Raw genomic sequence first — 26428 nt, 5'->3', positions numbered from 1 at the left:
TCATCCTATCAAAAGAAAACGCTTTTTTCAATTTAAAACGGTAATTCATCTTCTTTTAAATTAAGAGCACTATTTTCTATAGAATCTTGTCGCATGGCAACTGTCGCGCGACTTTCCAAAAGGTCAAAAGTTTTTACCAACACTTCTGTCACATAGCGTTTTTGTTCCTGCTTGTCCACATAATTTCTGGTTCGTATCTCCCCTTCCACAGCAAGTAGGGCGCCTTTTTTAGCATAGGATGTACAGTGTTCCGCCTGTTTCTCCCAAAAGACCAAAGCGACAAAGTCTGTATTTTTTTCACCTGAAGCATTTTTATAGCGTCGTTTGACAGCAAGATTTATTCTCAATAGGCTTTTCCCATTAGATGTTTTAGTGAGTTCTGGATCTGCAACGAGTCGGCCAACAAGTAACGTTTTATTCATTTTGACACCTCCTTACTTTTTGTACGAAAAAAGACCTCAGCTTTCACTAAGGTCTTTATTATTTTATATTTAGGCTTGCCACATGCTTGTTGCATCAAAAGCTGATCCAGCTTCTAAATCTGCATTCAATTCGATGATACCACGAACTTGTGGTGCATTTGGTAAGTCAAGCTCTCGTGCCGAGCACAGCATGCCATAAGAAGGTACGCCACGCAAAGCGCCTGGCCAGATTAAAGAACCAGAAGGCATCATTGCACCAGGTAAAGCCGCTACTGTTTTCATACCAACAACGGCATTAGGAGCACCACAAACGATTTGAACTGGTGCATCTAGACCAACTTCTACTTGGCACACATGTAAATGATCGCTGTCTGCATGATCCTCCATCGTTAAAATCTCAGCGACTACAAATTTAGGTTGGCCATCATATGTAAGCTGCTCGTCAAAGCCAGCTGCCTTAAGTTTTACATTAAGTTCCGTTACTTGATGCTCAGATAAATCATTCTGTCCTTGAGCCAAATCTGGCCAGTCTTTTTTTATATCGAAAATGTTCCAGCCCACTGTTTGTCCTGTATCTTCACGGAAGATACGCGCAACATCCGCCTTACGTTCGTAAGTTACTTCTGCTCCCTCATTGTTTGCCACAATCAGCATGAGGACATCACCAACATTTTTATTATACGTTGCAATCATTTTATTTATCTACACCCTTCAAAAATTCACTAACTTCTTCTTTAGTTTTACGTAGCTTATTCACTAAGCGTCCTGTTTCTTTACCATTTTCAAGTGTCACAAAGCTAGGAATACCCATGATTCCCCATTCAATAGCCAAGTCCATGAATTCGTCACGGTCAACTTCTACAAAGTTAAAGTCTGAAAATTCAGCTTCTAATTCTGGCATTTTTGGTTTGATAAAAGTACAGTCTGGGCACCATCCTGCAGTGAAAAACAAGACATGTTTACCTTCTGATTTTACAATTTCAGCTAGTTCCTCATAATTTTTTGGAATAATCATAAATACTCCTCTCCTAATTCTGTAATTTCTAAGGTTTCTCCATCAATTTCAAAATTGATGTTTTGGTTTGCTCCAACAATCACGCCACCTTTATAAATAGCTCCGCGATCTGCCTCCTCAAAGATCCATACTGTTTGAATATCTTGGTCAGCAAAAGCTTCACGTACTGCTTGAATAACCTCTGCCCGCAAATTTTCTTCAACGTGCTTATAACTCTGATAGAGCACTCGCGCACCTGCTACACCAGCCAGCAGCCCTAAACCAACTTTCAAATATTTTTTCATATAAAAAATTTTAACATAAATTTGAGTATATTAGTACTTATAATTACTGTTTCCCCTCAGATCAGTTCCGCTTTTCTATAAATCCCCTAAAACTTATCCGTCTTTAAAAATTATAGTTATTAAATAGCATTAGGACAATACTATTATATACGGCTTTTAAATGCTACAATAAGGGAGTATAAAAAATCAAAGGAGACGAGATGACTCTATTTAACAAAATTAAAGAAATAACTGAAATTCAAGCAACAAGTGGTTACGAAGCACCAATGCGTGACTATCTTCGTGCCCGTATGGTGGACCTCGGCTACACACCTGAAACTGATGGTCTGGGCGGAATCTTTGTCACTAAAGAAAGTAAAACAGAAAATGCGCCTCGTGTTATGGTTGCAGCTCACATGGATGAAGTCGGCTTCATGGTGTCGTCAATTAAGGCAGATGGTACTTTACGTGTAGTCACTCTGGGTGGTTGGAATCCTTTAGTTGTTAGTGCACAACGCTTTACGCTATTCACACGTGATGGTAAAAAAATACCTGTTGTGACTGGTGGCCTACCACCACATCTTTTACGTGGAGCAGCGGGCGCACCTGCTATGCCACAAGTGGAAGATATCATCTTTGACGGTGGTTTTATGAGCAAAGAAGAAGTTTTAGAATTTGGGATTCGTCAAGGTGACGTCATCGTTCCTGAATCTGAAACAATTTTAACTGCTAATGGTAAAAATGTCATCAGTAAAGCTTGGGATAATCGCTACGGGTGTCTTATGGTCTTAGAACTTTTGGACTACCTTAAAGACAAAGAATTGCCAGTAACCTTGATTATCGGTGCAAATGTTCAGGAAGAAGTTGGCCTTCGCGGTGCCCATGTTTCAACAACTAAATTTAAACCTGAAGTTTTCTTTGCTGTTGACTGCTCTCCTGCAACGGATACTTTTGGAAACGACAATGGTCGTCTTGGCGAAGGCTCGCTTCTTCGTTATTACGACCCAGGTCATATCATGCTGCCTGGTATGAAGGACTTCCTCCTCAATACAGCAGAAGTTAATGGTATCAAAACACAAGCTTATATCTCAAAAGGTGGAACTGATGCTGGTGCAGCACACTTGCAAAACGAAGGCGTACCTTCAACAACTATTGGTGTGTGTGCCCGTTATATCCATAGTCACCAAACCATCTTCAACATGGATGATTTCACAGAAGCGCAAAACTTTATCCGGGCTATCGTTACGAGTCTAAACCAAGAAAAAGTAGCAGCTATTAAAAACTACTAATAAAAAAGTTAAAAAAAGAGGTCCTGAGCCTCTTTTTTTAGTCATTCAGTTTTATTTCAGAAAGAAAAAGTAAAATCATAAAGCACCAAATATGAATTTTAGGGAAATTTATGAATAAAAAACTATACTATACTACTGGTTTACTTACTCTGGTAAGTTTTATCACACTGACTGCCATTGTAAAACTTTCTTATACACACGCACCTATTCCAAGCATTGATTCGCATTTACAGACAGTTGCTTGGCATCTTCAAAACAATGAATTTTTGGTTCAAATTTCAAGTATAATTGCTAAATTTCTAGGCGACACAATGGGCGCTATAATTGGTCTTGTTATTGCTGCTATTATTTTTATCAAAGATAAGGTTTCAGCAATATGGTTAGCTCTTGTAGCCGGAATTGCTGTGGGGGGAAATACCTTGATTAAATTAGTTATCGGCCGTGATCGCCCTGACATTCATCGTGTTGCCGCCTTTACAGATGAGCCAGGAAAAAGTTTTGCCAGTGGACATACAACTTTTGCTGTAGTACTCTTTGGCTGTCTCTTTTTTATCCTCTTACACTATCTCTCTTCTGTATGGAGCAAAAGATTAGTTGGTTTTGTCGCTGTGGGGTTAATTTTTTTAACAATATTTTCACGTGTACTTCTTGGGGTACATTATCCTTCGGATACTTTAGGCGGCTTACTTTGGGGGCTTTCAGTCATCTGCCTCACTTATCCAACTTATCTTCATTATAAAAATTCAGAAAAACCTCAACCTTATATACCTAAAAGAATGAGAAAAGCTGATTAAAGCTAAAAAGCTTTGACTATATGTCAAGCTTTTTTTCATAGTTGAGTATCTTTTGCTTAATATCTACTGCTGCTTCTTGACCCATAAAACCGCCCAAGCTGCCATCTTTACGCGTGACACGATGACATGGTAAAATGACAGGCAAAGGATTACGTGCTAATGCCTGCCCCACAGCTTGTTGTGCTTTAGGACTTCCGACACGCGCAGCCATTTCCTGATAACTTATAGTCGTTCCCGCTGGAATTTTGGGAAGTTCTAACCAAACAGCTTGTTGAAATGCTGTTCCTGTGGTCAATATAAAGTTCTGGTTCTTATTAAGTGCTTCGTAAGTCGTCTTTTCATGTTGGTCATCGAAAAAAACCTGGGTAATCTCCCCCTTAGCATTGCGCTCTACAGAGAGTGAAATATTCTCATTCAACATAGGTATTATTCTCCTCAAAATCCAACAGCCATTCTTTACGCCATAGTCCTCCAGCATAACCTGCCAGCTGCCCGGAGCTTTTTTTCAATCGATGACATGGAATCACGATTGCAAAGGGATTGGCTGCATTTGCTGCCCCTACTGCAATACTGGCTTGCGGATGCGCGAGTCCTTGTGCGATTTCTTTATAGGTTCTTGTTTGCCCAAACGGAATATCTTCAACTTTTTTCCAGACTTTTTGCTGAAACTCTGTACCTTGCACAGCTAAAGGGAGTTTAAAACTTTTTCTTTTTCTTGCAAAATACTCTTGCAACTCTTCTTCAAGTTGACATGAAATCGGAGTTGGATGTTCCAATATAATAGCATTCAATCTTGCAATCTTCGCCTGTAAATTCTTATGCTCTGTAAAGCCTAAGCGATAAAGAAACTGCGCATCACTGATACTTATCATTTGACCAATAGGTGTGTCAATATAGTTTTTATAGAGGCGCTTCTTCATGTCCTTATTATAACATAGTTCTCTCACCCAGAAACTACCTCAGAGCAAAAAAAGAGAGCGAATACCCTCTCTTTTTTACTATTTTCTAGTTCCTAAAATTCTGTTCCACGCGTCATTATAATTCGCCTCTGTACCACCAATTCCAAACTTGAATTGTGTCACAGGTGCTCCGTTTTTAGCCCAATAACTTGTGGTTGTTTCACCGGAGACTTTAACATTTTTAAGATTCCCTCCGGTTACAGTGCCTGGTTTTTGACCGGTCGACTTAAGAACAGTGCTCTGAATCACATCTGGATCTTTACTTGGTTCTGGGAACTTTTCACCAGGACCAAACACATTTGGATCCGCTGCTGCGATTGCATTGACCAAGTTTGCCATATATGTACCATTATTGACCGCAGCTGTCTTGCTGCCCATCGGCGTATTATTATCATGACCAATCCAACCTCCAAGGGATACTTTGGGCGTTGAAAGCATGAGCCAACCGTCTACATAATCATTGGAAGTACCTGTCTTGCCTGTCCAATCCACGCTACTTGCAAGTGTTGGATTAATGGCTTGTAAATCTTGTAAAAAGTTTGTTGTACGACGACTGACATCATAGGTCAAAACATTACGTAAAAGATCCTCAGTAATTGTTGATGTTGCTTGTGAAAAGACTCTCTCTGCTTGACTCTTATGTTCGTAGATATCTTTACCGGAGTCGTCTTTTATGCTTTGGACAACATAGTGTGGCTCATAAACCCCGCCATTAGCTAAGGCTTGGTAGCCATTGGTATGTTGCACCACAGTTGGCTCAATACCACCACCGAGTGGAAGAGATTCCACACTGTAGTCTGGCACATAATAGCCCATCTTCTTCATGTAAGGTTCCACGCTATTGCCAGAATCAAGAATGGCTTGATAGGTCCAATGCGCAGGGATATTCCATGACACGCCTAAAGCTTCATTAAGACTTACCATTCCGGTTCCTGTTTCGCCAACGTGCAAGATTGGAGTACCGTCAGAGAAACTTGTTGGATAGTTACTCAGCATACTTGCTGACCCAATCAATCCCAAATCAATTGCTGGTGCATAAGCTAAGATTGGTTTAATCGAAGAACCTGGACTACGCTTCGTATCAAAGGCATGATTGTTTTGATTGGTTGCATAGTCTAAACCACCAATAAAGCCAAGTACTGCTCCTGTTTTATTATCCATGAGTACATTTCCGGCTTGAACTTCACCTGTACCGTCCTGTAAAATACCGCCATACTGCGCTACAGCATTTTGCATGGCATCATACACACCACGATTAATTGTTGTTGTGATAGTATAACCACCAGTTTGTAAGGCTTGCGCGGCTAATTCACGATATTTTTGCTTGGTGCTATCATTTCCTTGTTCTGTTGCCGAAACCTTGTCCCTCTTAATCAGATAATCATAGACGTGATTAAGGGCTTCACTGTACACAACATTATAAAGATAACCATGTGCTACAGAATCTTGTGGTTGTGAAGGCAGAAATGCTTGCGAGATATCCACAGCACTATATTTTTCGTAATCTTTTTGAGTCAAATATCCTGCACGATACATGTTAAACAGGACATTTTGTTGACGAGCTAAGCCATAAGAGAGTAGCTCTTTTGATTTGAGCGAACCATCCACATTATAAGGAGAGTAAACAATTGGACTTTGTGGTAATCCAGCAATAAAAGCTGCTTCTGGCACGGTTAAATCTTTAGCAGACTTACCAAAAATCCCTTGGGCAGCGGCTTGGACACCCGCAATATTTTTCCCTTGATTATTTCGCCCAAATGGTGAGACATTGAGATAATCCGTTAAAATTTCATCTTTACTTAAATATTGATTAAGCTGCAGTGCATAAACAATCTCGCTGGCCTTGCGTTGGAAAGTGACACTGTCTCCAAGAGACTGCTGTTTTACCAACTGTTGCGTAATCGTTGAACCACCAGAGCTTGTACCGCCACCTACGGCACCCAGAACGCCTCGAATTACTGCTTTGGGCACAACACCACTGTTCGTCTTAAAGGTTTCATCTTCTGTCGCAATCAGAGCTTTTTTCACATTTTCTGAAATTTGGTTGCTTGCTACATTAATCCTTACCAAATCACTGGAAATATCAGAAATATTTTCACCATTACTGTATTTCATGACTGAAACACCGTGAATATTATTAACCTGCTCGAGAAGTTGCTCCTTGCTTGGAACTTTGGTATTTTCAACAAGGCGAGCAAAATATCCCACACCTGCCGCAGCGCCAAATACACCAACTAAAAGAAAAAGCACACCAAAAATGACAACTACTCCACGCACGACTGAAAAAATAGTCTGAAGTGTTGTTTTCCCTTCTTCTACATCTGCTTGAACTTTTTTAGGTTTTTGAGGCTTTTTCGGAGAATTTTTACGACTTTCCTGCGTTTTGCTGGCACGCTTTTTCTCCATTTTAGCCTGCAAACGTGCCTGTGCACGTTCCTTCGACTGTTCTTGATCTTTTTTCATAATACATATTATACCAAACTTAGGCTCTTTTTTCGCCCCTATTTTTCCTTTTTTTTTGATATAATGAGAACGTTAATCTAATTACTGAGAGAAACTATAACAAAACTGTCAGTATTAACTAAATTTAGGAGGTAACATGAATATTTTTGACGAACTAAAAGAACGTGGTCTGATTTTCCAAACCACTGATGAAAAAGCTCTTCGCGAAGCTTTAACTGAGGGCATGGTAAGTTATTATGTTGGTTACGATCCTACTGCTGATAGTTTACACCTTGGTAATCTGGTCTTAATTCTTACAATGAAGCGTCTACAAATGGCTGGGCACAAACCTTATCCATTGGTTGGGGGCGCTACTGGACTTGTTGGCGATCCATCTTTTAAAGATGCCGAACGTGGCTTACAAACGAAAGATACTGTTGTAGCTTGGGCTGATAAAATTCGTGCTCAGTTGGAACGTTTCCTTGACTTTGAAAATGGCGAAAATAAAGCTCAGATGGAAAACAACTACAATTGGTTCGAAAATTTATCTTTTATTGATTTCCTTCGTGATGTCGGTAAATATTACACGATTAACTACATGATGAGTAAAGATTCAGTGAAGAGTCGTATCGAATCAGGTATCTCTTACACCGAGTTTGCTTACCAAATTATGCAAGGTTACGATTTCTACGAGCTCAACCAACGTCATGGTATTACATTACAACTCGGTGGTTCTGACCAATGGGGCAATATGACTGCCGGCACAGAACTGCTCCGTCGTAAGGCTGGAAAAACTGGACATGTCATCACTATTCCATTGATTACAGACTCAACAGGTAAAAAATTTGGTAAATCTGAAGGAAATGCCATTTGGCTCGATGCAGATAAAACGTCTCCGTTTGAAATGTATCAATTTTGGCTGAATGTTAACGATGATGATGCTGTAAAAATGCTCAAAATTTTCACTTTCTTATCTCTTGAAGAAATTGCTGAAATCGGTGAGAAATTTGAGGCTGCACGTCACGAACGCTTAGCACAAAAAGTACTTGCACGCGAAGTTGTAACTCTTGTTCATGGACAAGCCGCTTACGAGCAAGCTGTAAAAATCACGGAAACTTTATTTGGTGGCGGTGATTTGAAAGCTCTTGATGCCAAGTCAATCCTTTCTGGCTTAAAAGATGTACCAACATATCAAGTGAAAGCAGACGATAATCTCAATATTATTGAACTCTTGATTTCTGCCGGAATCGAAAATTCAAAACGTCAAGCACGTGAAGATGTAACAAACGGTGCGATTTACATCAATGGTGAACGTATCCAAGATTTGGATTACACCTTCTCTGATGGAGATAAAATCGACAATCAACTTACTGTTGTTCGCCGTGGTAAAAAGAAAAATTTCATCTTGACTTATTAAGTTAAAGTCTAATATTTAAGTAGCAACAGGGAATTCTCTGTTGCTTTTTTAATCCAAACGCATTATTTTTCTAATTGAATCATGATATAATAGAGTTTAAGAACAAGATTATAAGGATAATAGCATGCCTGATAAAGATTTTGAACAAATGCTGAGAGATTTACGTGAACAGTATTTAGAAAAAGAAGAAATTACAGAAGAACCCTCTGATTCTGAAAAAAGTGAGATTTATACTCCAGTTTCACAAGAGGAAAAAAGACACAAAATACTTGAATCACTTCATCTTCTCGAAGAGAAGAAACTTTTCTTGTCTCAAAAACTTAAGGATTTCCATCAGCAAGATGCTAGTTATGAACAAATATCAAAGCTGAAACATGAAATTGAGGCTCTCAAGTATAAACAATCTCTTCTGCAGCAAAGGCTTGAATATATCGACAGCGGTGAATCAGACTTCACTAAAAAAGAGAAACTTAAACGTCAATTAACAGAGCTTGAGATCAAACGCTGTCGCGCTCTCTTAAATAAAAAGAGCTGTGCCAAAATCGATCAGAAGATTAATCAAAAAAAGGACCTTTTCAAAAAGATAAAGTAGCCTTTTAGCCTTATAACCAATATGCTGTACTTTTAATGCAGCTTCTTGCTCTAAAATAGACAAAAGAAAGGAAAATTTGTGCTCCATACTATTTTTTATGTCATCATTTTTCTTCTTGCTCTAGTTATTTCAAATATCATCAATAAAGTTTTCCCAAAGTTGGCTCTCCCGCTGATTCAAGTCGTGATTGGGCTATGTTTGGGCTTTTTAGGTGCGTCAAAACTTTTGCAGGTTGACCCAGAATTCTTCTTGGGCTTCATCATTGCTCCTTTGCTTTTCCGTGAGAGTGAAGAGGCAGATGTCAAACATATCTTTAAACATACTCGAACGATATTAATGCTTATCTTTCCCTTAGTTTTCATTACAACTATTGGTTTAGGCTACTTAACGCATTTCTTTTATTTATCTGTACCTTTGGCTGCTTGTTTTGCCTTAGGGGCTTCATTAGCACCAACAGATGCAATCGCTGTTGCTGCCTTATCTGAACGCTTTAGTTTCCCCAAGCGGGTCATGAGTATCCTTACGGGTGAAGGCCTGCTGAATGATGCTTCTGGTATCATTTCCTTCCAGATTGCGGTTCTTGCGCTGGTCACTGGCGAATTTTCCCTAACTCATGCTTCTGCTGACCTTGTAGTCTCTGCAATCGGGGGCGCACTGGTCGGTTTCATTCTAGTTTGGATGAAGTCCTTTATTCTCAGAATTCTTGAGGATGTCGATGCCCGAGATGTTACAGGTTACCTTATTTTGGAGCTTATGCTTCCTTTATCTGCATTTTTAATTGCTGATATGCTTGAAGTTTCTGGAATCATCGCTGTCGTTGTCGCTGGAGTCATGCAAGCCAACGGTCTTAAAAGGACCACGCTTTTTGATGCCCAAGTCACAAAAGTGAAAAATACTATCTGGAATTTGCTGACCTTTGTTTTAAATTCAACAGTCTTCCTTTTCCTCGGGATAGAGTTACATCAGCTTGTTTTTCCGCTCATTGCTGATCCACTTTACTCTACGACTTCTCTTTTATTCATGGTTTTACTTTTAACCATTGGTCTTTTTGCCCTTCGCTTTTCCTTGTTGGCTGTTTATTATCGTTATGTATCTCTGCGTCGCAATCAAAGCTTTTCTGCTTACTGGAACGATATCTTGTTACTGACTTTTGCTGGCTCCAAAGGTACCGTCAGCATTGCCACTGTCCTTTTGTTGCCACGGACAGTAGATATCCCGCATAGCTTAATCATCTTTCTCTGTGCGGCAGTTACTGCGCTCAGTTTTTTAACTGGACTATTTGTTTTACCTTTAATCGCTGCCAAAAAAGTTGTCAAAGTTGACAACATGGTAAAAATTTCTATCTTAGCCGATGTCGTTAGAGAATTGGAAAATGATTTAAAACAAGTTACAAAAGAAAAAGCGCGCCTTGGTTATAATATTGCTATCGACAGCTATCAAGACCGCATTCAAAAACTCATCATCGAGCAAGAAAGTTCAAATACTTCGATTGACTTTAATGAATTGCAATTGCTTATCGTCCGTCTTGAAGCTGAGGGACTGGAAAATGCCTTGAGACAAAATGAGATTTCCATGTACACCTATCGGACTTATCAGCGATACCTTCATTCGATGGAACAATCCGTTGCGCATAATTTGGTTTCAAGTATCCAGTTCGCTTCGGCCATTTCCATCCGTGTGCTTCATTTTTTCTTCTCAAGAATTATCCGTCTAGATTTCAGTTTCCGTAAAACACGACCAGATAATGCTACAGCACATCGTGAAATTACCGAGCTTTACTTTTCTAATACGGAGTTAGTCCTTCAAGCTTTGGACAATCTGGAATCAGTTTACGATGAGCGTTTAATCCATTACCTACAAGCAGAACGTTTACGCTCTGCAGAGTTTGTTGCCCGCGGTGGCTATATTACTGGTATTTTACATCGTGCGCAGCCTAATAATCTGAAAGAGATGATGCGTGCTTACTATCTTGAACGCAAAACCATCTTTGAGTATGAATCCCGTGGTGAGTTAACGATCGGCGAGGCAAAAGTCTTACGTCAAAATGTAAATACTTTAGAGGATTATTCCCTTGCAAGTAATCATCATACCTTACTCTACGACTTTATTGAAAAGAGACGTAAAAAAGTTCAAAAGACAACAAACAATGAACTTTCAACAAATAAATGAAAATAAAAAAACACCGAGCTTTATCCTTCGCTCAGGTGTTCTTTTATTTTTTTACGCCCTAAAAGACGAACGCCCGCCAAGATCCAAGAAATACTTGTCAGGACAAGTGAGCATACGAAAGCCATATGCATTCCCTGTAAAAAGGTATCTGGATGTTCTGGCAAATAAGTCCTTACCGTATAACCAAGTTGACTGGACATGGAAAGGAACAAAATAATGGTTGCTACAGAAGTTCCTAAAACAAAAGCCATGTTACGAATCAAAGAATTCACAGAGCCTGCTATTCCTAAATACTTACGTTCTACTGTCTCCATGATTAAAGCATTATTAGGACTTTGGAAAGCCCCCATTGAGGCACCTTGGAGTAAGAGAATCGCAATCACCCACCATTGTGGCGAATCTGCTCGAATCAAAAGATAACCAATCTGAGAAAGAACAATCCCTGAAATCCCCACAAAGGTAATTACTTCCTTATCTATTTTATCTGCGAGTGCACCTGCTATTGGGCTCACAATAAGCATGGCAGCTGGATAGGCCATCATGATAAAGCCAGCCGCACCAGGCGCATAATCACGATAATCTTGCAGATAGAAAGGAAGCAAGATGCTAGCAAACATCGCAACAGTGAAGTTTAAAAGTGACATCAGCAGACTCAAAGAAAAGAGTCTGTTTTTAAAAATCCCCAAGTCAAGTAAAGGTTTTTCCTTTCGGCGCTCCGTAAAAATAAAGCTAACAAAAAGTATAAAGCCAAGAGCCACGCCGAGAAGTAAGAGCGGATTATTCCATCCTAAAGTTTGGCCAAAATTCAAAGCCATGAATAAAAGAACGATCACAGCAGTCATTTGTAAACCACCTGACAAGTCAACTTCTTTTATAGAGCCTTGCCCTTCATCTTCTGGTAAAGCCCGACTTCCAAAAATCCAGGCCAATATCCCTATCGGAACATTAATCCAAAAGATATAATTCCAAGAGGCAACTTGTAAAATTAAGCCGCCCAAAGCTGGTCCTGCGATCGAGCCGACAGATACAAACATGGAAGTGATAGACATCGCACGCGCTCGACTTTCAACAGGAAAAACCTGCGCCACAATCCCAAAACTTGTTGCCATAAACATGGAAGCTCCGATAGCTTGTACGACACGTGCAAAGAGTAGGAATGGTAAGCCTAAGCCGATGTTTAGCCCAGCCAATAACGAACCGACAATAAAAATCGTCCAGCCCCATCTTGTTACAGTTGTTTTCCCAATCAAATCCGCAAGTCGTCCAAAAATAAGGATGATTGCACTGATAACGATCAAATAAATTGTGACCACCCACGTAATCTGTGAAGTTGACACATTTAGCTCACGCGCCATTGTTGGTAAGGCAATATTTACAATCGAGCCGTCTAAAGTTGACATGAGTGTAAATAAACCAATGGTGAGCAGCACTTTTGTTCTATTTTTCATTTATTTCCTTCCTATTTACCTACAAAGAGACTAAAAACTGCATCTAATGATACAGTTTTCAAAAATCAAAGTAAATCGTCAAATTCATTGGTTTCTGCTTTGTCCCAGTTTTCGCCCGTGATGCGGCTAATCATAATACCTTCAACGGCACGATCAACCATACCTTCAACGTCCAAACGTTTTTCATAGGCTAAAACATTTTCTAGTTTAGGATTTGTTTTTGGTGATGGTGGGGCAAATACAGTACAGCAATCTTCAAATGGTAGAATTGAAAGATTAAAGGTATCAATCTTTTCGGCGATATCGATAATTTCGATCTTATCCATTGTGACTACGGGTCGAATAACAGGAGTATTTGTAACTTCATTAATCACAGACATAGAACCTAATGTTTGCGAAGCGACTTGTCCTAAACTTTCACCGTTAATAATCACTTTACCCCCACGTTCTTCACGAATGCGGTCAACTACACGCATCATAAAACGGCGAGTTAAAGTCATCAAATAAGATTGTGGCGCTTTGGCTTTGATTTCTTCTTGAATCTCAGTAAACGGAACTTCAATAAAAGTGATTGTTCCGCCAAACGCTGTTAATTTTGCTGTTAAATCTTTTGCTTTTTTCAAAGCACCAGGGCTTGTATAAGGTGGTGAAGCAAAGTGAACTGCCTCAATTTCTACACCTCGTTTAAGAGCCAAGTAACCTGCAACTGGAGAATCAATCCCACCTGAAAGCATCAAGTGACCGCGGCCTGCTGTTCCTACAGGCATTCCTCCTGCACCTTTAAGTGTTTCGAAACTAAGATAAGCACCTTCAAGACGAATTTCGACACGGAGAGTGATATCTGGCTTTTTCATTTGTACTTTGGCATAGTCAAAATTGTCAAAGACAACATCACCTAAAGTCATGTTTAACTCTGTGGAATCTTGTTCAAAGCTATGGTCCGCCCGACGTGTTGCAATTTTAAAAGTCATTCCTTCATGATAAATTTCTTTCATCAAGTCAACAACTGCTGCTTTCAGACCTTCGATTGATTTTTCAACTTTGATAGACGCTGAAAAATTTTGAATCCCAAAAACTTTAGTTAAACGTTGAGAAACCTCTTCGTAGTCTGTACCATTTAACTGGATATGAGCACGATCTCGTTGCGCTGTAATCTTCAAGTCTGTCAAATCAGCAAGAACTTCTTTGATGTTGTTGGCCAAACGATTGATAAAAAAGCCACGATTTTTTCCTTTTGTTGAAAGTTCACCATAGCGAACCATAATTTCATCGTATACGATAGTCATTTTATTTTCCTTTGTTACTTAATATAAGGTTATCTTTTTATTCCTGAGAGAATTTCAGTACAGGTTATTATACCACATTAGCTATTTTTCTAGGTTAATAATAGACGAATCAAAACCAATGCAAGCCCCACTTGGAAAACAAGCACAGCTAAGCCATAGATTGCTAACTTTCTTCCCGCGCGGACAAATTCTACTAGATTAAGCCTTAAACCGATAGCGGCTAAAGCGATAATTTCGCACCAACTACTGATAAAACGTGCCGTTTCAGTAATTACTTTTGGAAATTGAAAGACTGTATCCAGACTACACAGAATAATAAATCCTAATACATACCAAGGAAGAAAGGATTGGCGCTTGATCTTGAGCTGACCTTCCTGCCCTGTCGGTGCTTTCTCTATGCGACGTGTGTGGAAAGAAAAATAAAGGACAACAAAAACAAGCATGATGATACGCATGATTTTAAACAAGGTAGCCATTGTTGTTGTTTCAGCATTCACCATTGTTGCTGAAGCGACAACCTGTCCCACAGACTGAATGGTTCCCCCAATCAAAGCACCACGTAGGAAATCATTTGCTCCAAAGAACCATGTACCTAAAACGGGTAATAGAAGCATTAACACTGTCCCCATCAGGTTAACCATAGTTATCGCTGTTCGCTTGTCTTTGTCTTCTGCTCCAATGACTGGCTCAACTGCCGCAATGGCGGAAGAACCACAAACGGCGTTTCCTGACGCCATTAGCGCATTAACTTTCGAGGAAAATCCAAGTTTCTTTCCAATAAACATGACAAAAACAATTGTAAGCACCATTTGTAGAAGAATAAAACTTATACCACTCCAGCCTAGCTTTTGTATCGTTTGAAAGGTAACTGTCGCTCCTAAAAACATTACTGAAAATTCAAGAAGTTTCTTTTCTGACCAAGCCGTACCTGCAAAGAGGACTGGTTGTTTAAAGTAAACATTCCCCAAAATAATTCCCAATAAAATAGCAATCGTGGCTGCACCCATCCCTTTAAAAACATAGAGATTTAAAAAGTAACTGACTACGGCAACTACAAAACTGAGCCCTAAACCTGGCATAATCTTCTTATTTAACATGACAACTATTATAACAAAAAACAAAAATTAATTTGTGTATTCATTTGCATCTAAAAGAGAGCTGGGCATATTTGGCACACTTATAATCTATTTTTAAAATAGCCATCTATGTAGTCTATACAAGGAAAAATTAGCTTTCTACATTTTTCTAATTATGGTTTCAACCTTAAGAAAAGTACACATAGTGTAGCATAAATTTTGACTTAAACGTCTTATGGCTTTTATAATTAAGAGAGTTATAAATATACAAGAAAGGAGTTATATAGTTTCCCTTCACACTTTTAAATATTGGCTTGCATAGAAAGTAGCCAATATTATCAGTAAACAAATAGAGAAAAGAGGCTTTGCTAATGAAAAACATTAAATTTATGATTATAATTTTATTCTTTTCAGTCTTGCTTGGCTGTGGCGTGAGGACTAAAGCAGAGAATACTATCGCCCCAGATATAAAGTTAGATAAAGATGGTGATGTTCATCTTTTTATTCCAAAGGATGCAGATGAAGTATTCACTAATGAAAGTGATAAAGTTAAATATGAAGTTAAAAAAGGGGCTACTCTAAGCGCAGAGACAAATCAAGCAGAGACTTTTACTGTACCTGTTGTTGTTGAATCTGAAATTACTAATGATGATGAGGAGGTCACAGAAGGAACCACTACTTATACCTCAGAGTTAAATAAAGCTGAACAAGATACAAGCCAGTCAATAGACAACTTCTCCTTTACCTCTACTTTACCAAATATTTTTGGCAAAAAAGTCTCTGCCGCTAGTCAAAATAGAGTGATGTGGGATCGAACTGCGGCTGTAAGATTTCATGTGACAATAACTTGGGTAGTTTCAGGGGGGAATGTTCGACTTACACGAGTTACAGGCGGTTATACAAATTATGATAATAGAACCTTAGTCACTCGTTCTAGCGTCATGACTGCAAATAATGGGCCGAGAGGAGCAGCTACAGGTGGATTCATACAACAGATAAATACGACTAATCTTGGTTCAAGCCGTTCTTGGGCTGTCAATCGAAACTATTCTTATGTGAAAATTTTGTCTAGCTCCACTCAAATCCGAGCAACTTATAGTGCAACTTTACGGCGTGGAAACTCAACATGGAGCTTTTCTACAATCAACAGTGCCTATTAATCCAAAAAGTGAGAATAAACCATGAATAATATTAAAATAAAGCCTGGACACCTCATCTTCTTGTTCCTCGCTTGGTTTGCTTCCATGTTTTTACCAAGCACACTCAACAGAGTAAAGTTTTCTGAAACTTTAAGCTTGGAACAAGTATATGAAAATTTCTTTTACCTGCTCTTTCATCAAGAAATGGCTGTAGGTATTGCCCTCCTTCTACTTCTATCCCTCGCTTTCTTTCTCTCCTTTAAAAAAGAAAGAGGGACACATTTCATAGTTCTAGCTTGTCTCATCTTATATGCTTGTTACTTCATTATATACTTCCCCCTAGTTATGGCCATTGACAATCATGTTCAGCCCCATCAACTTCGAGGATTTAGTGAATTTTTCTGGCTTTTCTATGATTATGGTTATATAGCATCAGTCTGCCTTGGTCTTCTCTTCTTGCTCTGTTTCTTTAAGTATTCTCTTGACTCCAAAGAAAAAAGTGCTCCGACTAGCCAAAAGTTACTAGGGTGAACACTTTATATTATTTATTTTTTCAAATGATAGTTGTAGCTTGAAAGGATGATATCTTCATGAGCGTTCAGGTAATAACGGAGGCGTAAACCGGTCTGATTGTGGAAGATATTTTGCCATGGTTTCGACGGAATGAAAGTCGGAATCAAAACAGTAGTTGTATAGTTGTGCGCTTTTGCTTGTTTTGCAGCGAGATTAATAAAGCGAACAGCTGGCGTGATGATACTACGATAGCTGGTATGTACAACGGTCAACTTAATATCTGGGAAGGTTTCATTGAAATCACGTTCGATTTCGGCTTCTTTTTCCGTATCTTCTTTTGTAGACACGTGAAGTGCAATAAGATAGTCTCCTACAGACCGGGCATAGTTAATCGCCCCAACATCGACATTTGTTACATTTCCGACCAAGACGATAACTGTATTACCATCAAACTTATGCTCTGCAGTTTCTTTGCGCAAGCGCAATTGTTCCGCCACATTCATATAATGACTGTGGATACGGATAAAGCAGAAAATCAAAATAGGTAAAACAATAAAGAATGGCCAAATTTCAGCTGTGCGGAAAATGAGCAAAATCATCACCACGACAAAAGAAATGATTGCCCCAATAATATTAGGGATAGAACGTAAGAGGAACTTACTGCCCAGCTTCTTGCGCCAATGTACAACCATACCGATTTGAGCCAACGTAAATGGTGTAAAGACACCAATAGCATAGAGGGGGATAAGGCGATCTGTTTGTCCATCAAAGATAAACAAGAGAATGACCGCACCAATAGCCAAACTGATAATCCCATTCGAATAACTCAAACGTGTCCCACGAGCAGTAAACAAGTGAGGCATGTATTTCTTCTTCGCCATATTAAAAGCAAGCATTGGAAAGGCGGAATAACCTGTATTAGCTGCTACTGCCAAAATGAGAGCTGTAGCAATTTGGAAGATAAAGAAGAATGCGTGCCCAAAAACACTGTCTCCAAAAATCTGTTGCGCCATTTGGGCGATAATGGTCACATCACCGCGTGGTGTTAACCCAAGCCAATAAGCAAAGAAGATAACACCACTGAAGAACACTGCTAAAATAATCCCCATCATTACCAAAGTCTTGGCTGCATTTTTTTCTTTCGGTTGTTTAAAGAATGGTACAGCATTCGAAATGGCTTCTACCCCTGTCAGAGATGAAGAACCTGTTGAAAAGGCTTTGAGCAAGAGGATAAGTGAAACTCCTCCTACGGTTGTACCGATATGAGCCGGCGCTTGGTAGGGTAAACTTCCAGATAAAATACGGAATACCCCGACACCTAAGAGGGCAACTGTCGTCACAATAAATGTATAGACAGGAATCATGAGGAAGGCTGCTGATTCTCGCAAACCTCGGAGATTCATCAGCATAAGCAGTAAAGCAAGAGCAACTGCGATTTCTAAATTGTACTGATGAAGTTCAGGTAAAGCTGAGGTTATAGCATCAGCTCCTGAAGCTGTAGATACAGCAACCGTCAACATATAGTCGACCAAAAGCGATCCACCGGATATTAATCCTGGAATTGTACCGAGATTTTCTGTTGAAACCAGATAAGCTCCGCCTCCTGATGGATAGGCATGAATAACCTGTGTATAACTTCCAATCAGCGCAAACAGTAAAACCAAAATAATTAAGGCAATAGGTATCGAATACCATGAAGCGCCCGCACCTACTGCAACCAATACCAAAAGAATTTGTTCAGGTCCATAAGCAATTGATGACAAGGCATCTGACGATAACATGGCTAAGGCCTGTAATTTAGTCAGCAGGTGTGAATCTCCTACTGTTGACTTTAAAGATTTACCAATTAAAAGCTCTTTGACTTTTTTCAAAACGTAACTCCTGTATCATAAAATCTTTAAGTTGGATTTATCCGGCTTAATTCAGTCTAGGCTTGACTTTCCTAGCATAAAGAGGCCTCTCCAAGATAACTCAACTATTGTAGCATTTTTTTATTAATTTTAGTAGTATTTTTATGTTTGGTTTCAGTAACAAATGCAACAGAAAGACAAAGTGCTTGAAAGTCTTTTAAAATAAGCTTTCCTGAGCTCCATATTTCGCCAATATTTCTCTTTTTTTGTGTTAAATGTAATATTTCACGAGAGTAAATGATGTCATTTCATTTTTCTAAAAATAAAGTTCAACTTTTCTTTCATAAGATTTTTCAAAAACATGATTATAAGCTGTCAAAAGCCGTAAAATTATGCTAAAATATGGTTGATATAAACTTTTTTATAGGAGAAAAACATTTTGGCTGAAATTATCGAAGAACTTAATGACCAAATGAAAGTCCGTCGTGAAAAAATGGAAACACTGCGTGAATCAGGCATTGATCCATTCGGACATAAATTTACTCGTACACACAACTCTGCAGAATTACATGCGGAATACGATGAAAATACTAAAGAAGAATTACACGAAAAAGACTTGCATGCAACAATCGCGGGACGTCTGATGACAAAACGCGGTAAGGGTAAAGTTGGTTTTGCGCATATCCAAGACCGCGAAGGGCAAATTCAGATTTACGTGCGTAAAGACGAAGTTGGCGAAGAAAACTATCAAATTTTCAAACAGGCTGATCTCGGTGATTTCCTTGGTGTTGAAGGACAAATCATGAAGACAGATATGGGCGAGCTTTCTATTAAAGCAAGCAAATTGACTTTCTTGTCTAAAGCACTTCGTCCATTGCCAGAAAAATTCCACGGCCTGACAGATACTGAAACACGTTATCGTAAACGTTACTTGGATTTGATTTCAAACAAAGAAAGCTTCAATCGTTTCGTGACACGTTCTAAAATTATTAGCGAGATCCGTCGTTATATGGATGGCCGCGGATATCTTGAAGTTGAAACTCCTGTTTTGAACAACGAAGCCGGTGGTGCAGCAGCACGTCCATTCTATACACACCATAACTCATTAGACATCGACATGGCCCTGCGTATTGCAACAGAATTGCACTTGAAACGCTTAATCGTCGGTGGTATGGAAAAAGTTTATGAACTTGGCCGTGTCTTCCGTAACGAAGGAATGGATATGACACACAATCCTGAGTTTACAACTATGGAATCTTATGAAGCTTATGCTGATTTTGACGATATCATGGATTTGACTGAAGGAATTTTCCAACACGTGGCACACTCTGTCCTTGGCAAAGATGTTGTTGAATACGATGGTAAAGAAATCAATGTGGGCGGTAAGTTCGCTCGCATCCACATGGTTGATGCGATTAAAGAGCAAACAGGCGTAGATTTCTGGAAAGAAATGGATTTTGAAGAAGCTGCTGCTTTGGCGAAAGAACATGATATTTATGTGGAAAACCACTTCACAAGCGTTGGCCACATCATCAATGAATTCTTTGAGAAATACGTAGAAGATACATTGATCCAACCAACATTTGTTTTTGGACATCCAAAAGAAATCTCTCCTCTTGCGAAGATGAATGCTGAAGATCCACGTTTTACTGACCGTTTCGAACTCTTCATCAATGGTAAAGAATATGCCAATGCCTTCTCAGAGTTAAATGATCCAATCGATCAGCTCGAACGTTTCGAAGCCCAAGCTAAAGCGAAAGAACTCGGTGATGATGAAGCTACTGGTGTAGATTACGATTACGTTGAAGCATTGGAACACGGTATGCCACCAACTGGTGGTCTGGGTATCGGTATCGACCGCTTAGTCATGCTCTTCACTGGTACAACTTCTATCCGTGACGTCTTGCTCTTCCCAACAATGAAATAAAAGCAAAAATCCAGTTCTCAGGGCTGGGTTTTTACAATCAAGAAGTGTGCGATATTTTTTATCTGCAACACTTTATCTAGATAAGAGAACAAACTATGTTAAGAATATCTCAAATAAAAACTTCAATTGATGAGCCTGTGGAAAAAGTTAAAAGCTTACTTTTGAAAAAATTAAAAATTCAAGAGTCCGACTTGATTGACTATCGTATTTATAAGGAATCAATTGATGCGCGCCATCGGGGAGAAATCAACTTTATCTACACAGTTGATGCCCAAGTCAAAAATGAAGCCAAGCTCCTCAAGAAAAAAATAAAAAATGTTTCACTCTCACCAGACTTGAAATATAAAGAACCACAAATCGGAACAGAAGCCATGAAACATCGTCCTTTAGTCATCGGTTTTGGTCCTGCTGGCATGTTTTCTGCTTTGCTCTTAGCACAAATGGGTTATCGTCCTATCGTTTTAGAACGTGGCCAAAAAGTTGAAGAACGTGTGAAATCCATTGATGATTTCTGGAAGAAAGGAAAACTCAATCCTGCTTCAAACGTCCAGTTTGGTGAAGGCGGTGCAGGTACTTTCTCAGATGGAAAACTTACTTCCCGTGTACGCGACTTGCGCGGACGCAAAGTTTTAGAAGAATTTGTAAAAGCCGGTGCACCTGAAGATATCCTCTACAAAGCACATCCGCACGTAGGAACAGATTTACTTCGCGATATTGTCAAGAATATTCGTGAGCAGATTATTGCTTTGGGCGGAGAAGTTCTTTTTGACAGTCAAGTCGCTTCATTTATCATCGACAAAAATAAACTTCAAGGGATTGTTCTCAAAAATGGTCAAGAAATCCTCTCCAATCATGCCGTTTTAGCCATCGGACACAGCGCACGCGATACCTTTGCTGAGCTGTACGACAAGGGAATTAACATGACCGCCAAGCCTTTTGCTGTTGGAGTGCGCATCGAACATCCTCAGAGCTTGATTAATCAAGCACAGTATAAAGAATTTGCTGAGCATCCTCGTTTAGGAGCAGCAGAGTATCGTTTGACACACAAGGCCAGTTCTGGACGAGGTGTTTATACGTTCTGTATGTGCCCTGGAGGACTTGTCGTGCCTGCTGCATCGGAAGAAGGTCGCTTGGTAACCAACGGCATGAGTGAGCACGCCCGTTCTGAAGAAAATGCCAATAGTGGTTTACTGGTTCAAGTCTTCCCAGAAGATTTTGGCCAAGATCATCCTCTTGCTGGGGTTGAATTCCAACGAAAACTTGAAGAAAAAGCATTTGTCCTCGGTGGTAAAACTTATCAAGCCCCTGCGCAATTAGTTGGAGATTTTCTTGCAGATCGTCCATCTACTGATATCGGTGAAGTTAAACCTTCTTATGCTTTGGGTGTCACTCCAACAGACTTAAGCCAGCTCTTCCCTGAATATATTACTTCTTCTATGAAGGAGGCTCTTCTTGGATTCGACAAAAAAATTCAAGGCTTTGCCATGAACGATGCGATTATGACCGGTGTTGAATCACGTTCTTCTTCTCCTGTTCGAATCAATCGTGACGAAGAAAGTTTCCAATCTATTTCTACACAAGGTATTTATCCATCTGGTGAAGGAGCAGGATTTGCTGGCGGGATTGTATCCGCCGCCATTGATGGGCTTAAATGTGCCGAGCAAATGATTGCCTCCTTTGCACGACCTGAATAAAGAAAAAACTGAGCAATGCTCAGTTTATAATCTTAAAATGTTTATCCATCAAACGTACATCCTTGGGCTTAAGTCCAAGGATTTTTATTTCCTTATCTTTGGTAATAAGCACTGCAGCTTGAATCACGTGTTGTCTTTTCGCAAAGACTTTTTCAGGTTCTTCCGAAAAGAACAGCCTCTTCGCCTCAATCTCCCCATCTAATGACTTTTCAGAAAATATTGTCACGCTGGCTAAGTTGTTCACATGAGGATAACCTGTTTCAGGATTGAGAATGTGATGATAGCTCTTTCCGTCTCGCTCTAAATAACGCTGATCAATTCCAGAAGTCACGACAGATGTGGATGCGGTAAGCACTTGAAGTAACAAAGATGACCCATGCGTAAGTGGATTACGAATTCCGACACGCCAATAACCTTTGAGGGGCAAGCCCAGAAACCGAATATTTCCTCCAAGGTTAACAATGCCTGTGGAAAAACCTGTTTCTTTCCAAAAATCTACAACTTTATCGGCAATATAACCTTTGGCGATGCCTCCTAAGTCTAAGGACATTCCTTTTCGAGGGAGAAAAACGGTCTTTTGCTGGTCATCCAGAACGATATCATCTGGACTCACCATACCAAGTATTTTTTGAATTTCTTGCTCGGAAGGAACACGGGCATCAGCAAAACCAATATGCCAAAGCCTAACCAAGGGTCCGATACTTGCATTAAAACCAAAATGCTCCTGACTGACCTGTACAGCTTTTTTCGTTAAAGCATAGACTTCTTCCGACAAGGCAACGACTTTTACACCCGCAGCTTGGTTGACTGCTATTAACTCCGAGAACGCCCTGTTGACTGTAAACAAATCTTCATAATGAGCAATTTTTCTATAGCCTTGCTCAATTTTTTCTGTAGTTTTTGACTTCTCCACATCAAGTAAACTCAGCTCAATAAATGTGCCTAAACCTCGATATTTTTTAGACAAAAAATCACTCATACTCTGAAGCTCCAGTATCGGCATCCGTTTCTATCAATGTTCGTAGAGGTTGCAAATGCGCACTGTAACGACAAAAGTTTCTGAAGCAATGTTCCAACCAAGAAATTGTTTGTCTATCTATTAGATTGCCTGAAATATCAAAAGCATCAGCAGCATGACTCAATAAAAATTGATTAGCCGGTAAGACGAAGGCTTCCAATCCTGGTGATTGGAGGATTTGTCTAAGGTTTTCCTGTGCAAAAACGGAACCCTGCTTTCCTAGAGAAGCGCCTACAATCATAACTGGCGTATTGATAATGGGTTGCAAAGCTCCCCAAGAGAGCCATTCTAGCAAAGACTTCAAGGCTGCAGTGATGGCATGATCGTACTCCGGAGTAGAGATAATCAAACCATCTGCGGCTTCAATGGCTTCAGCGATTTCGCGAACTCTCTCAGGCAAGTCCATACTGTCTTCCGAAAACAAGGGTAAGCCTGCAATCTCAATAACTTCAATCTCAGCTTCATTAATAAAATGTTTCTTCATATACCAAAGCAACTTTCTATTGTAAGAAAAGCTGGCATTGGTTCCTACTATTGCAATAAATTTCATCTTTATTCCTCTTCACTATAAATAAAAAGAGCTTTCGCTCTTTTTATTTTAACACCTTAAGATAGAAACCACTGCTTAGAGAGCTTGCTAAATTCACTAGAATGCTGAAGGACTTGTAAGCCTTGGTTGACTTTATCCATTAATTCAGTATCTTTCTTTCGTGCTGCTACGGCATATTCAACTTGTGGGTAAGGAGTATCCAGCATATTATATAAGCCTTCAAGCTGATGATTACGAAGATAAGTTTTAGTATAGTCCTTATCTAAAAGAGCAGCTTGAATTTTTCCTGCTTGCAAGGCAGCGATTGCATCGCTCGGTTGGTTATAGAGAAACATCAGATTTTCTTTGACAATATTTTTTAAAATCTGCGGATAATCGCTAAACAAATCATAAGCTGCTGAAGCTTTTTGCCCGCCTACTGCTTGATTATGCATATCGCCAATATTATAAATTTCTGCTTCTTTGGGAACAAGCAACACTAAATTTCCCGTGTGATAAGGTTGACTAAATAAAATAGTTTTTTCCCTAGTCTTATTTGCTGTATAAGGCCCCCAAATCAGATCAACCTCTCCTTCTTTCAAGGCTTTTTCTTTGGCCGACCAATCCAATGGTTTCCAGTCAATCTTTATATTATAAGAAGCAAAGATTGCCTCTGCTAGAGCTATATTGAAACCTTCAGGTTTTCCACTCTCTTGCTTTGAAGTTAGGGGCGCAAAGTCTGCCTCATAACCGATAGTAATCGTCTTGCTTTCTTCAATCTTTTGCCATGTATTTTTCTTCGTGTTTACTCCGCAAGCCGTCAAAGTCATAAAAATAAATAATAGAAGGAAGGGAAGCAGGTAGAATTTGATTTTCTTCATGCTTTCATTTTATCATTTCTCTCGGCTCAAATCTACCGCTTTGAGTGGCACTAATTTTGTATTGTACTTCCATTTATAGCCAAAGTATAGAGCCAAGAAAAGTGGTATTGCGGCATACATGGCTAAGCCTTCGCCCCAGTGACTGCTGAAAAGCATGGCTGGGTCTAAATTAACAACAATCATTGCCGTCATGATCAGGGACAAGATTGGTCCAAAGGGGAACCATTTTGCTTGGTAAGGCAAACTGCTCAAATCACCGCCTTGAGCCAAAAAGGCTCGACGAAAACGAATGTGACTAATCGATATCCCAAGCCATGCAATAAATCCAGTCAAACTTGACAGGTCCACAAGCAAAAGATAAATTTGTGTGCCGAAAATTCCTGTTAAAAATGCGACCACACACACCGCTGTCGTTGCCAATAAAGCATTGATAGGAATACCGTTTTTGGCTATTTTGGAGAACTGGCGTGGTGCGCCTTCTTTTTTACCTAAAGAGTAGAGGATACGTGTTGAAGCATACATGACAGAGTTTGCTGACGAGATAACCGAGGTCAAAATCACGGCATTCATTAAGCTCGCTGCTACTGCCAAACCAATATTCTTAAAAACGATAGTAAAAGGACTCATAACCGCTGTCGAATCAGGGTTAAGCAAGCGAGGATCTTGGTAATTGATAATAGCTGCAATAACAATAATCGTAAAGATGTAGAAAAGAAGAATGCGCCAAAAAATAGAATTCATCGCTTTAGGAATACTTTTCTCAGGATTTTCTGATTCTCCTGCTGTAACTCCTAGAAGTTCTGTGCCTTGAAAAGAAAAGCCAGCGATGAGTAAAACACCAACAAATCCTGTCACTCCACCAGTAAAGCCATGATTACCTGCTGTGAGATTACCAACAACATCAATATTATTTCCAAAAATTCCAATAATGGTTAATACCCCAACAACCAAAAAAACAATAATTGTAATCAGCTTGATAATGGAGAGCCAATATTCTGTTTCCCCAAACGCGCGTACCGCCATGATATTAATTGCAAAAATAAGGACTGTAGCTACACCAGAGAATATCCAAGAAGGAACCTGAGGGAACCAAAATTGAGTAATTAATCCTGCTGTTGTCAAATCAACTGCAATCGTAATCGCACCGTTTATCCAATAGTTCCAGCCCAAAGCAAAGCCAAAGGCTGGATCCACAAAACGTGCCCCATAATCTGTAAAGGAGCCCGATGTGGGTAAATAAGTGGCCATCTCTCCTAAAGAGGTCATTACAAAATAAACCATAATCCCGACAAAGATATAAGCCAATACCGATCCGAAAGGACCAGCCTGACTAATCGTCGCTCCTGAGGTTAGGAACAAGCCTGTTCCTATCGTGCCACCAAGCGCAATCATGGTGATGTGTCTTTGTTTTAAATTGCGCTTTACTTGATTTTCATTTTTCATATTTTTTCTTTCTCTAATACTTCTTCGTTCATTTACAGCATAATTTTGCCCAAAAGAAAAGACCGTATAGCCTAGCCATCCGGTCTTTCTGAGAATCACCGGCATAGATGTCTTTCGAGCGTACTCTAAAGTTGCATCTATACCAAAGTATGACACAACTCTTATCTATGCGCATGATGATGTTGAGATTGTAGGTCAAACTTAAACATATGTGATTCTCCTTCCTGATATTTTTTATTTAGTATAGTCCTTTATTTTAAAA

The 26428-nt window shown here is 39.5% G+C and carries 24 protein-coding genes; 9 read left to right on the top strand and 15 right to left on the bottom strand.

The window, feature by feature from the left end; genetic code table 11:
* Positions 1-32: 32 nt before the first annotated feature.
* The 4 genes from lgb_RS01380 to lgb_RS01365 form a co-directional block, all read right to left on the bottom strand.
* Positions 33-422: a single-stranded DNA-binding protein gene (locus tag lgb_RS01380; RefSeq protein WP_019293857.1), complete on the bottom strand. Its 390-nt coding sequence runs from the start codon at positions 420-422 to the stop codon at positions 33-35.
* 69 nt (positions 423-491) lie between these two features.
* Positions 492-1115, bottom strand: a complete 624-nt coding sequence (gene ytpR / locus lgb_RS01375) for a YtpR family tRNA-binding protein (RefSeq protein WP_019293856.1) — start codon at positions 1113-1115, stop codon at positions 492-494.
* A 1-nt stretch (position 1116) separates the two neighbouring features.
* On the bottom strand, positions 1117-1437 hold the full coding sequence (locus lgb_RS01370) for a thioredoxin family protein (protein WP_019291357.1): 321 nt from the start codon (positions 1435-1437) through the stop codon (positions 1117-1119).
* Complete coding sequence (locus lgb_RS01365; protein WP_029343529.1) at positions 1434-1721, bottom strand: hypothetical protein; 288 nt, start codon at positions 1719-1721, stop codon at positions 1434-1436. The genes lgb_RS01370 and lgb_RS01365 overlap by 4 nt, the downstream gene beginning before the upstream one ends.
* 200 nt (positions 1722-1921) lie before the next feature.
* On the opposite strand from lgb_RS01365, the gene pepA reads away from it, so the two are divergent.
* Both pepA and lgb_RS01355 read left to right on the top strand, forming a co-directional pair.
* Positions 1922-2989, top strand: a complete 1068-nt coding sequence (gene pepA, locus lgb_RS01360) for a glutamyl aminopeptidase (RefSeq protein ID WP_019291359.1) — start codon at positions 1922-1924, stop codon at positions 2987-2989.
* Between the two features lie 110 nt (positions 2990-3099).
* Positions 3100-3783, top strand: coding sequence for a phosphatase PAP2 family protein (locus tag lgb_RS01355; protein ID WP_242810646.1), 684 nt, complete (start codon positions 3100-3102; stop codon positions 3781-3783).
* Positions 3784-3799: 16 nt separating this feature from the next.
* Here the strand turns inward: lgb_RS01355 and lgb_RS01350 are convergent, their stop codons facing one another.
* The 3 genes from lgb_RS01350 to lgb_RS01340 form a co-directional block, all read right to left on the bottom strand.
* Complete coding sequence (locus tag lgb_RS01350; RefSeq protein WP_019294206.1) at positions 3800-4204, bottom strand: methylated-DNA--[protein]-cysteine S-methyltransferase; 405 nt, start codon at positions 4202-4204, stop codon at positions 3800-3802.
* The gene (locus tag lgb_RS01345) at positions 4194-4703 is read right to left on the bottom strand and encodes a methylated-DNA--[protein]-cysteine S-methyltransferase (protein ID WP_019294207.1); all 510 of its coding nucleotides are present in this window, start codon (positions 4701-4703) and stop codon (positions 4194-4196) included. Before lgb_RS01345 ends, lgb_RS01350 begins: the two co-directional genes overlap by 11 nt.
* Before the next feature lie 78 nt (positions 4704-4781).
* Positions 4782-7205 carry a transglycosylase domain-containing protein gene (locus lgb_RS01340; protein WP_019294208.1) on the bottom strand — a complete coding sequence of 808 codons (2424 nt, stop codon included), beginning with the start codon at positions 7203-7205 and terminating at the stop codon, positions 4782-4784.
* 136 nt (positions 7206-7341) lie between these two features.
* Between lgb_RS01340 and tyrS the strand changes: the two genes are divergently transcribed.
* From tyrS to lgb_RS01325, 3 genes are all read left to right on the top strand, one after another.
* Complete coding sequence (gene tyrS, locus lgb_RS01335; RefSeq protein WP_019294209.1) at positions 7342-8601, top strand: tyrosine--tRNA ligase; 1260 nt, start codon at positions 7342-7344, stop codon at positions 8599-8601.
* A 124-nt stretch (positions 8602-8725) separates the two neighbouring features.
* A complete protein-coding gene (locus lgb_RS01330; RefSeq protein WP_019294210.1) occupies positions 8726-9193 on the top strand; it encodes a hypothetical protein in 468 nt (155 codons plus the stop codon).
* A 78-nt stretch (positions 9194-9271) separates the two neighbouring features.
* A complete protein-coding gene (locus lgb_RS01325; protein WP_019291366.1) occupies positions 9272-11362 on the top strand; it encodes a cation:proton antiporter in 2091 nt (696 codons plus the stop codon).
* Positions 11363-11382: 20 nt separating this feature from the next.
* Here lgb_RS01325 and lgb_RS01320 read toward each other — a convergent pair whose 3' ends face one another.
* The 3 genes from lgb_RS01320 to lgb_RS01310 all read right to left on the bottom strand — a co-directional run bounded on the left by lgb_RS01320 (position 11383) and on the right by lgb_RS01310 (position 15193).
* Positions 11383-12810: an MFS transporter gene (locus lgb_RS01320; protein WP_019294211.1), complete on the bottom strand. Its 1428-nt coding sequence runs from the start codon at positions 12808-12810 to the stop codon at positions 11383-11385.
* A gap of 65 nt (positions 12811-12875) precedes the next feature.
* Positions 12876-14096 (bottom strand): tRNA uracil 4-sulfurtransferase ThiI, encoded by a 1221-nt coding sequence (thiI, locus tag lgb_RS01315; protein WP_019294212.1) that lies wholly within the window; start codon positions 14094-14096, stop codon positions 12876-12878.
* Positions 14097-14185: 89 nt separating this feature from the next.
* Complete coding sequence (locus lgb_RS01310) at positions 14186-15193, bottom strand: YeiH family protein (RefSeq protein ID WP_227671647.1); 1008 nt, start codon at positions 15191-15193, stop codon at positions 14186-14188.
* Positions 15194-15543: 350 nt separating this feature from the next.
* Between lgb_RS01310 and lgb_RS01305 the strand changes: the two genes are divergently transcribed.
* Both lgb_RS01305 and lgb_RS01300 read left to right on the top strand, forming a co-directional pair.
* Entirely contained in the window at positions 15544-16332 is a 789-nt protein-coding gene (locus lgb_RS01305) for a hypothetical protein (protein ID WP_019294214.1), read from the top strand.
* Positions 16333-16353: 21 nt separating this feature from the next.
* Positions 16354-16842, top strand: a complete 489-nt coding sequence (locus lgb_RS01300; protein WP_019294215.1) for a hypothetical protein — start codon at positions 16354-16356, stop codon at positions 16840-16842.
* Positions 16843-16856: 14 nt separating this feature from the next.
* On the opposite strand, the gene lgb_RS01295 is transcribed toward lgb_RS01300, so the two are convergent.
* Positions 16857-18695, bottom strand: a complete 1839-nt coding sequence (locus tag lgb_RS01295) for an APC family permease (RefSeq protein WP_019294216.1) — start codon at positions 18693-18695, stop codon at positions 16857-16859.
* A gap of 415 nt (positions 18696-19110) precedes the next feature.
* On the opposite strand from lgb_RS01295, the gene lysS reads away from it, so the two are divergent.
* Positions 19111-20601: a lysine--tRNA ligase gene (gene lysS / locus lgb_RS01290; RefSeq protein ID WP_153188328.1), complete on the top strand. Its 1491-nt coding sequence runs from the start codon at positions 19111-19113 to the stop codon at positions 20599-20601.
* Between the two features lie 95 nt (positions 20602-20696).
* A complete protein-coding gene (locus lgb_RS01285) occupies positions 20697-22295 on the top strand; it encodes an NAD(P)/FAD-dependent oxidoreductase (RefSeq protein WP_019294218.1) in 1599 nt (532 codons plus the stop codon).
* Between the two features lie 19 nt (positions 22296-22314).
* On the opposite strand, the gene lgb_RS01280 is transcribed toward lgb_RS01285, so the two are convergent.
* From lgb_RS01280 to lgb_RS01265, 4 genes are read right to left on the bottom strand one after another with little or no spacing between them, the layout of a single operon-like run.
* Positions 22315-23298 (bottom strand): FAD:protein FMN transferase, encoded by a 984-nt coding sequence (locus tag lgb_RS01280; protein WP_019294219.1) that lies wholly within the window; start codon positions 23296-23298, stop codon positions 22315-22317.
* Positions 23267-23863, bottom strand: coding sequence for an NADPH-dependent FMN reductase (locus lgb_RS01275; protein ID WP_019291376.1), 597 nt, complete (start codon positions 23861-23863; stop codon positions 23267-23269). Before lgb_RS01275 ends, lgb_RS01280 begins: the two co-directional genes overlap by 32 nt.
* 56 nt (positions 23864-23919) lie before the next feature.
* Positions 23920-24723: a transporter substrate-binding domain-containing protein gene (locus lgb_RS01270; RefSeq protein WP_019294220.1), complete on the bottom strand. Its 804-nt coding sequence runs from the start codon at positions 24721-24723 to the stop codon at positions 23920-23922.
* A gap of 12 nt (positions 24724-24735) precedes the next feature.
* The gene (locus lgb_RS01265) at positions 24736-26166 is read right to left on the bottom strand and encodes an amino acid permease (RefSeq protein ID WP_019294221.1); all 1431 of its coding nucleotides are present in this window, start codon (positions 26164-26166) and stop codon (positions 24736-24738) included.
* Between the last annotated feature and the right edge of the window lie 262 nt (positions 26167-26428).

The organism is Lactococcus petauri, from assembly GCF_023499275.1.
Taxonomy (GTDB): Bacteria; Bacillota; Bacilli; order Lactobacillales; family Streptococcaceae; genus Lactococcus; species Lactococcus petauri.
The sequence above is the reverse complement of the archived record's forward strand: the minus strand, read 5'-3'. Positions and strand labels throughout refer to the sequence as shown.

Excerpts from the sequence above, each read along its gene's own strand:
- lgb_RS01380 (WP_019293857.1), bottom strand. The coding sequence starts at position 422 with ATGAATAAAACGTTACTTGTTGGCCGACTCGTTGCAGATCCAGAACTC.
- ytpR (WP_019293856.1), bottom strand. The coding sequence starts at position 1,115 with ATGATTGCAACGTATAATAAAAATGTTGGTGATGTCCTCATGCTGATT.
- lgb_RS01370 (WP_019291357.1), bottom strand. The coding sequence starts at position 1,437 with ATGATTATTCCAAAAAATTATGAGGAACTAGCTGAAATTGTAAAATCA.
- lgb_RS01365 (WP_029343529.1), bottom strand. The coding sequence starts at position 1,721 with ATGAAAAAATATTTGAAAGTTGGTTTAGGGCTGCTGGCTGGTGTAGCA.
- pepA (WP_019291359.1), top strand. The coding sequence starts at position 1,922 with ATGACTCTATTTAACAAAATTAAAGAAATAACTGAAATTCAAGCAACA.
- lgb_RS01355 (WP_242810646.1), top strand. The coding sequence starts at position 3,100 with ATGAATAAAAAACTATACTATACTACTGGTTTACTTACTCTGGTAAGT.
- lgb_RS01350 (WP_019294206.1), bottom strand. The coding sequence starts at position 4,204 with ATGTTGAATGAGAATATTTCACTCTCTGTAGAGCGCAATGCTAAGGGG.
- lgb_RS01345 (WP_019294207.1), bottom strand. The coding sequence starts at position 4,703 with ATGAAGAAGCGCCTCTATAAAAACTATATTGACACACCTATTGGTCAA.
- lgb_RS01340 (WP_019294208.1), bottom strand. The coding sequence starts at position 7,205 with ATGAAAAAAGATCAAGAACAGTCGAAGGAACGTGCACAGGCACGTTTG.
- tyrS (WP_019294209.1), top strand. The coding sequence starts at position 7,342 with ATGAATATTTTTGACGAACTAAAAGAACGTGGTCTGATTTTCCAAACC.
- lgb_RS01330 (WP_019294210.1), top strand. The coding sequence starts at position 8,726 with ATGCCTGATAAAGATTTTGAACAAATGCTGAGAGATTTACGTGAACAG.
- lgb_RS01320 (WP_019294211.1), bottom strand. The coding sequence starts at position 12,810 with ATGAAAAATAGAACAAAAGTGCTGCTCACCATTGGTTTATTTACACTC.
- thiI (WP_019294212.1), bottom strand. The coding sequence starts at position 14,096 with ATGACTATCGTATACGATGAAATTATGGTTCGCTATGGTGAACTTTCA.
- lgb_RS01310 (WP_227671647.1), bottom strand. The coding sequence starts at position 15,193 with ATGTTAAATAAGAAGATTATGCCAGGTTTAGGGCTCAGTTTTGTAGTT.
- lgb_RS01305 (WP_019294214.1), top strand. The coding sequence starts at position 15,544 with ATGAAAAACATTAAATTTATGATTATAATTTTATTCTTTTCAGTCTTG.
- lgb_RS01300 (WP_019294215.1), top strand. The coding sequence starts at position 16,354 with ATGAATAATATTAAAATAAAGCCTGGACACCTCATCTTCTTGTTCCTC.
- lgb_RS01285 (WP_019294218.1), top strand. The coding sequence starts at position 20,697 with ATGTTAAGAATATCTCAAATAAAAACTTCAATTGATGAGCCTGTGGAA.
- lgb_RS01280 (WP_019294219.1), bottom strand. The coding sequence starts at position 23,298 with ATGCCGATACTGGAGCTTCAGAGTATGAGTGATTTTTTGTCTAAAAAA.
- lgb_RS01275 (WP_019291376.1), bottom strand. The coding sequence starts at position 23,863 with ATGAAATTTATTGCAATAGTAGGAACCAATGCCAGCTTTTCTTACAAT.
- lgb_RS01270 (WP_019294220.1), bottom strand. The coding sequence starts at position 24,723 with ATGAAGAAAATCAAATTCTACCTGCTTCCCTTCCTTCTATTATTTATT.
- lgb_RS01265 (WP_019294221.1), bottom strand. The coding sequence starts at position 26,166 with ATGAAAAATGAAAATCAAGTAAAGCGCAATTTAAAACAAAGACACATC.